General features: G+C 70.8%; 8 protein-coding genes. 2 read left to right on the forward strand and 6 right to left on the reverse strand.

All coding sequences use genetic code 11. The features are described from left to right. A partial coding sequence (locus VLF38_RS01725; protein WP_325269565.1) for an AzlC family ABC transporter permease occupies positions 1-568 on the reverse strand: 568 nt, incomplete at its 3' end. An 83-nt stretch (positions 569-651) separates the two neighbouring features. Here VLF38_RS01725 and VLF38_RS01730 point away from each other — a divergent pair. Further along, on the forward strand, positions 652-2,001 hold the full coding sequence (locus tag VLF38_RS01730) for an amidase (RefSeq protein ID WP_325269566.1): 1,350 nt from the start codon (positions 652-654) through the stop codon (positions 1,999-2,001). Here VLF38_RS01730 and VLF38_RS01735 read toward each other — a convergent pair. The 4 genes from VLF38_RS01735 to VLF38_RS01750 form a co-directional block, all read right to left on the reverse strand. Continuing rightward, positions 1,991-2,383, reverse strand: a complete 393-nt coding sequence (locus VLF38_RS01735; protein WP_325269567.1) for a DUF1304 domain-containing protein — start codon at positions 2,381-2,383, stop codon at positions 1,991-1,993. The genes VLF38_RS01730 and VLF38_RS01735 overlap by 11 nt on opposite strands. Before the next feature lie 27 nt (positions 2,384-2,410). Continuing rightward, positions 2,411-2,767, reverse strand: coding sequence for a hypothetical protein (locus VLF38_RS01740; RefSeq protein ID WP_325269568.1), 357 nt, complete (start codon positions 2,765-2,767; stop codon positions 2,411-2,413). A gap of 92 nt (positions 2,768-2,859) precedes the next feature. Continuing rightward, positions 2,860-4,149 (reverse strand): RNA polymerase sigma factor, encoded by a 1,290-nt coding sequence (locus VLF38_RS01745; protein WP_414689350.1) that lies wholly within the window; start codon positions 4,147-4,149, stop codon positions 2,860-2,862. Between the two features lie 309 nt (positions 4,150-4,458). Continuing rightward, on the reverse strand, positions 4,459-5,022 hold the full coding sequence (locus VLF38_RS01750; RefSeq protein ID WP_325269570.1) for an HhH-GPD-type base excision DNA repair protein: 564 nt from the start codon (positions 5,020-5,022) through the stop codon (positions 4,459-4,461). Between the two features lie 70 nt (positions 5,023-5,092). Here VLF38_RS01750 and VLF38_RS01755 point away from each other — a divergent pair, with 70 nt between their 5' ends. Then, on the forward strand, positions 5,093-5,515 hold the full coding sequence (locus tag VLF38_RS01755; RefSeq protein WP_325269571.1) for a hypothetical protein: 423 nt from the start codon (positions 5,093-5,095) through the stop codon (positions 5,513-5,515). Here the strand turns inward: VLF38_RS01755 and VLF38_RS01760 are convergent. Further along, the coding region (locus tag VLF38_RS01760) for a DUF4192 family protein (protein WP_325269572.1) at positions 5,486-5,873 on the reverse strand (388 nt) is incomplete at its 5' end. The two genes, VLF38_RS01755 and VLF38_RS01760, sit on opposite strands and share 30 nt — an antisense overlap.

Below are 5,873 nucleotides of genomic sequence, written 5' to 3' on the forward strand. Positions count from 1 at the left end.
CGACGACGGCAGCGACCACCTTCGGGTTCCGTGTGCGGCTCCGGTCACCGATGAGCCCGGCCACGAGCATTCCGGTGAACATCACCGGCACGGCGAAGCCCAGGCCCCACTCGGTGGGGACGGCGGGTCCGATCACGAGACCGAGCGCGACGACGACGTTCCAGGTCACGAGGAAGAACAGGCCGGTGGCGAGGTAGTACTGCCGGAAGTCGCGCGGCTCGAGGTGCTTGCGCGACTCGGCCAGCACGAAGACCTGGTCGATGAGCAGCGCCGATCCCACCCAGCGGAACCATGCCGGCTGCTTCTGGAACGTCGTCGCCAGCGCGAGCGAGTAGAGCACGTGGCGCGAGTTGACCACGAGCGCGGCGATCACCGCGGCGCTCGCGGCACCGGCGCCGAGCAGGGTGACCAGGGTCAACTGGGCAGCCCCGCCGTAGATGATCCACGAGCTCGACCAGCCGATGAGCGGCTCCATCCCGGAGTCGATGATCGCGACACCCAGCACGAAGCCGAACGGGATCGCCGGGATGAACAGGGGGATCGAGTCGAGGATCCCGCGGCGTCTCATGGCACCGATCCTGCCGGATCGGTCAACCGGATTTTCCCGCGGGTCGGGTTGGCAGGCCGCCTCCCGTGGGTAGCGTCCCATGCATGGAGCTCACCGCCGTCGAGACCGCAACCGCCGTGCGCGCCGGAAGCCTCACCGCACGCGAGGCGACCACCCGGGCGCTGGACCGGATCGCCCGCAGCCAGCCCATGACCAACGCCTGGCAGGTGGTGCGCACGGAGGCAGCGCTGGCCGAGGCCGAAGCGGTCGACCGGCATCTCGAGCGCACCAGCCTGCCCCTGGCCGGCGTGCCGATCGCGATCAAGGACACCGTGCCGGTCGCGGGCGAGCCGCTCCGTGACGGCTCCACAGCCACCGACCCCGCCCCGCGCGACGCCGACCACGAGGTCGTACGCCGACTCCGCGCCGCCGGCGCCGTGGTCGTCGGCCTGACCCGGGTCCCCGAGCTCTGCGTCTGGGGTGTCACGGACTCGAGGTTCGGCATCACCCGCAACCCGTGGGACCGCGACCGCACACCCGGGGGCTCCTCCGGGGGCTCTGCGGCCGCCGTGGCTGCGGGCGACGTCCCGATCGCGCACGGCAACGACGGGATGGGCTCCATCCGGATCCCGGCTGCCTGTTGCGGACTGGTGGGCATCAAGCCCGGCACAGGTGTCGTGCCGAGCGATGACCGGACGAGTCACTGGAACGGGATGTCCGAGCACGGTCCGCTCGCCACCACGGTGGCCGACGCAGCGCTGATGCTCTCCGTGCTCGCCGACCGACCGGCACTGGCCGACCTCCGCGATCCCGGCGCGCTGCGGATCGCCCTGTCGACCCGGGCCCCCGCGCCGCTCACGCCGGTCGCTGCACCGTGGCGCGACGCGGCCCAGCGGGCCGCACGCCTGCTTCAGGAGGCCGGGCACCACGTCACGGAGCGGACCCCGCACTACTCCCCCACGCTGCTGACGACCACGGGCATGGCCCTGTGGACGACGGGCACCGCCGAGGAGGCCGACCTCCTCCCTGACCCGAGCGCGCTCGAGAAGCGGAACCGGCGCCACGCAGCGATCGGCCGCGCGCTCGCGCGTCGAGGCCATCCCAGACCCGCCGGACGTGAGGCGTGGCGGTCGCGCGCCGAGGCCTTCTTCGAGGAGTGCGACGTGTTGCTCACCCCAGCGCTTGCACAGCCGCCCGTCGCGGCTCACGCCTGGTCGAGCCGCGGCTGGGTGCGGTCGGTGACCGCCAACGCGCGGTTCGCGCCGTTCGCCGCGCCGTGGAACATCGTGGGCTGGCCGGCCATGACCGTCCCTGCCGGCCTCGATCCCGACGGGCGCCCCGTCGCGGTGCAGCTCGTCGGACGCCCCGGCACCGAGCCGACGCTGCTGGCGCTGGCGGCCCAGCTCGAGATCCGGCAGTCCTGGCCGCGGACGGCGCCGCTGCCTACCGCGTGAGGCAGTTGATCGCGAGCAGCACGAGCGCGATCAGCGGGAACGTGCCCTGCACGATCGCGCCGCGCAGCATCGTCGCGTTGTGCGTGACCAGGACGATGGCGGCGCCGAGCATCGAGCCGGTGCCGAAGACGATCAGCGCCGTGCCCACCCCGCAGCCATCCGCCAGGGTGATGCCGGCGCCGGTCAGCGTGCCGATCGCCAGGAAGAGGTTGTAGAAGCCCTGGTTGTAGAAGAGGTCCTGCACGCTGGGGTTGGCTGCCTCCTCCGCCGACAGCCCGAAGACCTTGCGGCCCTTCGTCGTGAAGACGAGCGACTCCATCGCCCAGATGTAGACGTGCAGGAGTCCGGCGAGGGCGGCGAACACCGCGGCAGCAGTCAGCATGCGCTGATCATCGCGTACACCGGCAGGTCATGGCAGGTAGTACGCCGAGACACGCCACCAGCGGATGGTCAGCAGAGCGGCCACGACGAGCAGGCAGGCGCCCACCGCGAGCACCGTGAGTCCCGTGCCGCGGTCCCACGGTTCGGTCGGTGCCAGGGTCAGGGCGGCGCCGTACGCGCAGGTCAGCAGAGCTCCGATGCAGCCCATCGACGCGGCGAACCATGAGCCGGGAAGCACCGATTGACGTTCGCGGAAACGGGTGCGCGTAGCCCATGCACTGAGCCCCGTGATCCGCCCGATCCAGTCCCGACCAATGCCCAGCAGGACCATCAGAGCGATCCAGACGCACACGGAGGCGATGAAGCCGAGAACCAGCAGGAGCATGGCCTCATCGTGCCGTACGCTGCGCGGCCACCTTGCCCGAACCAACGACGCCCCCGGCCAGAACGGCCGGGGGCGTCGTCGTACGGACTGGATCAGTCGAGGTAGTCGCGCAGCACCTGGGAGCGCGACGGGTGGCGCAGCTTCGACATCGTCTTGGACTCGATCTGGCGGATGCGCTCACGCGTGACGCCGTAGACCTTGCCGATCTCGTCGAGGGTCTTCGGCTGGCCGTCGGTCAGGCCGAAGCGCATCGAGACGACGCCCGCCTCGCGCTCGGAGAGCGTGTCGAGGACGGCGTGCAGCTGCTCCTGCAGGAGCGTGAACGAGACGGCGTCAGCGGGGACGATCGCCTCGGAGTCCTCGATCAGGTCACCGAACTCCGAGTCGCCGTCCTCACCGAGCGGGGTGTGGAGCGAGATCGGCTCGCGGCCGTACTTCTGGACCTCGATGACCTTCTCCGGGGTCATGTCGAGCTCCTTGGCCAGCTCCTCCGGGGTGGGCTCGCGGCCCAGGTCCTGGAGCATCTGGCGCTGGACGCGCGCGAGCTTGTTGATGACCTCGACCATGTGCACCGGGATACGGATGGTGCGGGCCTGATCGGCCATGGCGCGGGTGATGGCCTGGCGGATCCACCACGTGGCGTACGTCGAGAACTTGTAGCCCTTGGTGTAGTCGAACTTCTCGACCGCGCGGATCAGACCGAGGTTGCCCTCCTGGATCAGGTCCAGGAAGAGCATGCCGCGGCCGGTGTAGCGCTTGGCGAGGGAGACGACGAGACGCAGGTTGGCCTCGAGCAGGTGGTTCTTGGCACGGCCACCGTCGGCGGTGATCCACTCGAGCTCGTCGAGGAGCTTCGGCGAGATCTTGCCGCCCTTGGCGAGCTTCTCCGAGGCGAAGAGGCCGGCTTCGATGCGCTTGGCCAGCTCGACCTCCATCTCGGCGTTGAGGAGCGGGACCTTGCCGATCTGCTTGAGGTAGTCCTTGACCGGGTCGGCGGTCGCACCGGCGACCATGACCTGCTGGACCGGCTCGTCGGTGTCGTCGGAAGAGGAGATCACGAAGGACTCGGACTCCTTCTCGACCTCCTTGATCTCCTCGGAGTCGAGCTGCTTCTCGACGATCGAGTCGGAGACGTCAGCGAGGATCTTGTTGCCATTGGCGTCGACCTGGGTCGGGGCAGCGATCGCCTGCTCCGCGTCCTCGGCAGAGACAGCCTGGGCCTCGGCCTTCTTCTGCGCCGCGGTCTTGCGCGGAGCAGCAGCCTTCTTGGCCGCGGGAGCCGCCGCGGCCGGAGCAGCCGCAGCCTTCTTGGCCGGCACCTTGGCGGTGGCGGTCTTGCGCGGCGTGGTGGCAGCGACGGCCTTGTGGTCGTCGGCGTGCATCGCCACCGTGATGCCCTCGGCGGACAGGTGGACGAGCAGCGCCTTCAGGTGGCGTGGCTCGATCGCAGCCGCCTCAGCCGCCTTGCGGACCTGCTCGGGAGTCACGGTGCCGGTCGGCTCCGCGAGGGTCACCAGCCCGGCGATCTCAGGGTGGGACAAGACCTCGGCCGGAAGCAGGTTGCGCGACACGAACACCTCTTGGGAGAAAATCTGGTTTGGGGCGCGGCAAGGCCCGCTGTCGTCAAGAGCCGCGGGCATAGTCTGCCACGGCTTCCCAACGAACTCCGCCACCGGGCACTGCGGCGAGCCTCACGCCTTCTTGGCCGCGGCCTTCTTGGCCTGCTTGTACTCGCGGACCTTGAGCAGGGACTGGCCGTCGACGACGTCCGCGACGGACCGATGGCCCTCGAGCGCATAGTCCCCCACGGCCGCCTCCCATCCCTCCGGACGCACGCCGACCTGCTTCGCGAGGAGCGCGACGAAGATCTGCGCCTTCTGCTTCCCGAACCCGGGCAGGGCAGTCATCCGCTTGAGCAGGTCCTTGCCGTCCTTCGCCTCGTTCCAGAGCCGGGCGGTCTCACCGTCGTAGTCGTCGACGATCGCCTGGGCGAGGGCCTGGATCTTGCCGGCCATCGACCCCGGGAAGCGGTGGATCGCGGGGGTGGTCGCGCAGAGGGCGGCGAAGGACTCCGGGTCCGCGGCCGCGATGTCACGCGGGTCGATGCTGCCGAACCGCTCGAGGATCTTCGCGGGACCACGGAAGGCGTGCTCCATCGGGAACTGCTGGTCCAGCGCCATGCCGGCGAGGAGCGCGAAGTCGCTGTCGGTGAGCACCTGGTCGGCAGCGGGGTCCTGGGCGATCTGGAAGGCCATGCCCCCATCCTGCCGCAGAGGCTGTGGAGGACCCCGACCGGCTGTCGGTGGCGTCCGGCAGGCTCGGCCCATGGAACCCGCTCCGCTGGACGCCGCAACGCAGGAGGCCCTGCGCCGCCTCGTCTTCGAGCTGCGCCGCAGCACCCGTGCGCGGGTCTTCCCGCCGGTGATCCACGTCGGGGTGCCGGGCGGAGAGGTCTTCGTGGCTCCGGCGGGCGACCTCGACCACGCGCTGCGCACCGACCTGGTGCTGACGCTGCTCGCCATGCACCACGACGAGGCCCTGCCTGCAGTCTGGCTGACCCGGGTCGGCGAGCCCGGTGGCCACGACCTCGATGCTGCCTGGGCGTCGGCGGCTCGCGCCGGCTTCGCCGAGTCAGGTGCGTCCCTCCCCTGGTTCGCCGTCGTCACGAAGCAGGGCTGGGCACGCCCACTCACGGGCGAGTCACGCACCTGGCAGCGGCTACGCCTGCGCGGCGGACGCGATGTCTGACCACGCCGTCGGCGGCACCGCAGCCTGCAGCAGGTCGGCCACCAGCCGCGCGAGCGAGCACGCGGGGTCGGCTGCGAAGGACCGGTCGACGGCGCACCACGCGAGTGCGCCGTGCCCCGAGAGCCAGGCCGCGAAGCCGAGCACGGCCGCCACGCCCGCGGCGAGCTCATCAGGCGTGCGCGCGACGATGCCTCGCCAGAAGTCGAGCTGCGCCTCCACCGTCTCCCGCCGGAGGTCGCACCAGGCAGCGTCTCGCACCGCGGGGTCGAGGCAGGCGTGGGCCAGCCTGGCAACCTCGCGATCGGTCAGCGCTGCTCCGTCGGCGAGCCCGGCGGCGATGAGGGCGCGCACCTCCCCC

The organism is Nocardioides sp., assembly GCF_035481145.1.
GTDB lineage: Bacteria > Actinomycetota > Actinomycetes > Propionibacteriales > Nocardioidaceae > Nocardioides.

Excerpts from the sequence above, each read along its gene's own strand:
- VLF38_RS01755 (WP_325269571.1), top strand. The coding sequence starts at position 5,093 with ATGGAACCCGCTCCGCTGGACGCCGCAACGCAGGAGGCCCTGCGCCGC.
- VLF38_RS01730 (WP_325269566.1), top strand. The coding sequence starts at position 652 with ATGGAGCTCACCGCCGTCGAGACCGCAACCGCCGTGCGCGCCGGAAGC.
- VLF38_RS01735 (WP_325269567.1), bottom strand. The coding sequence starts at position 2,383 with ATGCTGACTGCTGCCGCGGTGTTCGCCGCCCTCGCCGGACTCCTGCAC.
- VLF38_RS01745 (WP_414689350.1), bottom strand. The coding sequence starts at position 4,149 with ATGCACGCCGACGACCACAAGGCCGTCGCTGCCACCACGCCGCGCAAG.
- VLF38_RS01740 (WP_325269568.1), bottom strand. The coding sequence starts at position 2,767 with ATGCTCCTGCTGGTTCTCGGCTTCATCGCCTCCGTGTGCGTCTGGATC.
- VLF38_RS01750 (WP_325269570.1), bottom strand. The coding sequence starts at position 5,022 with ATGGCCTTCCAGATCGCCCAGGACCCCGCTGCCGACCAGGTGCTCACC.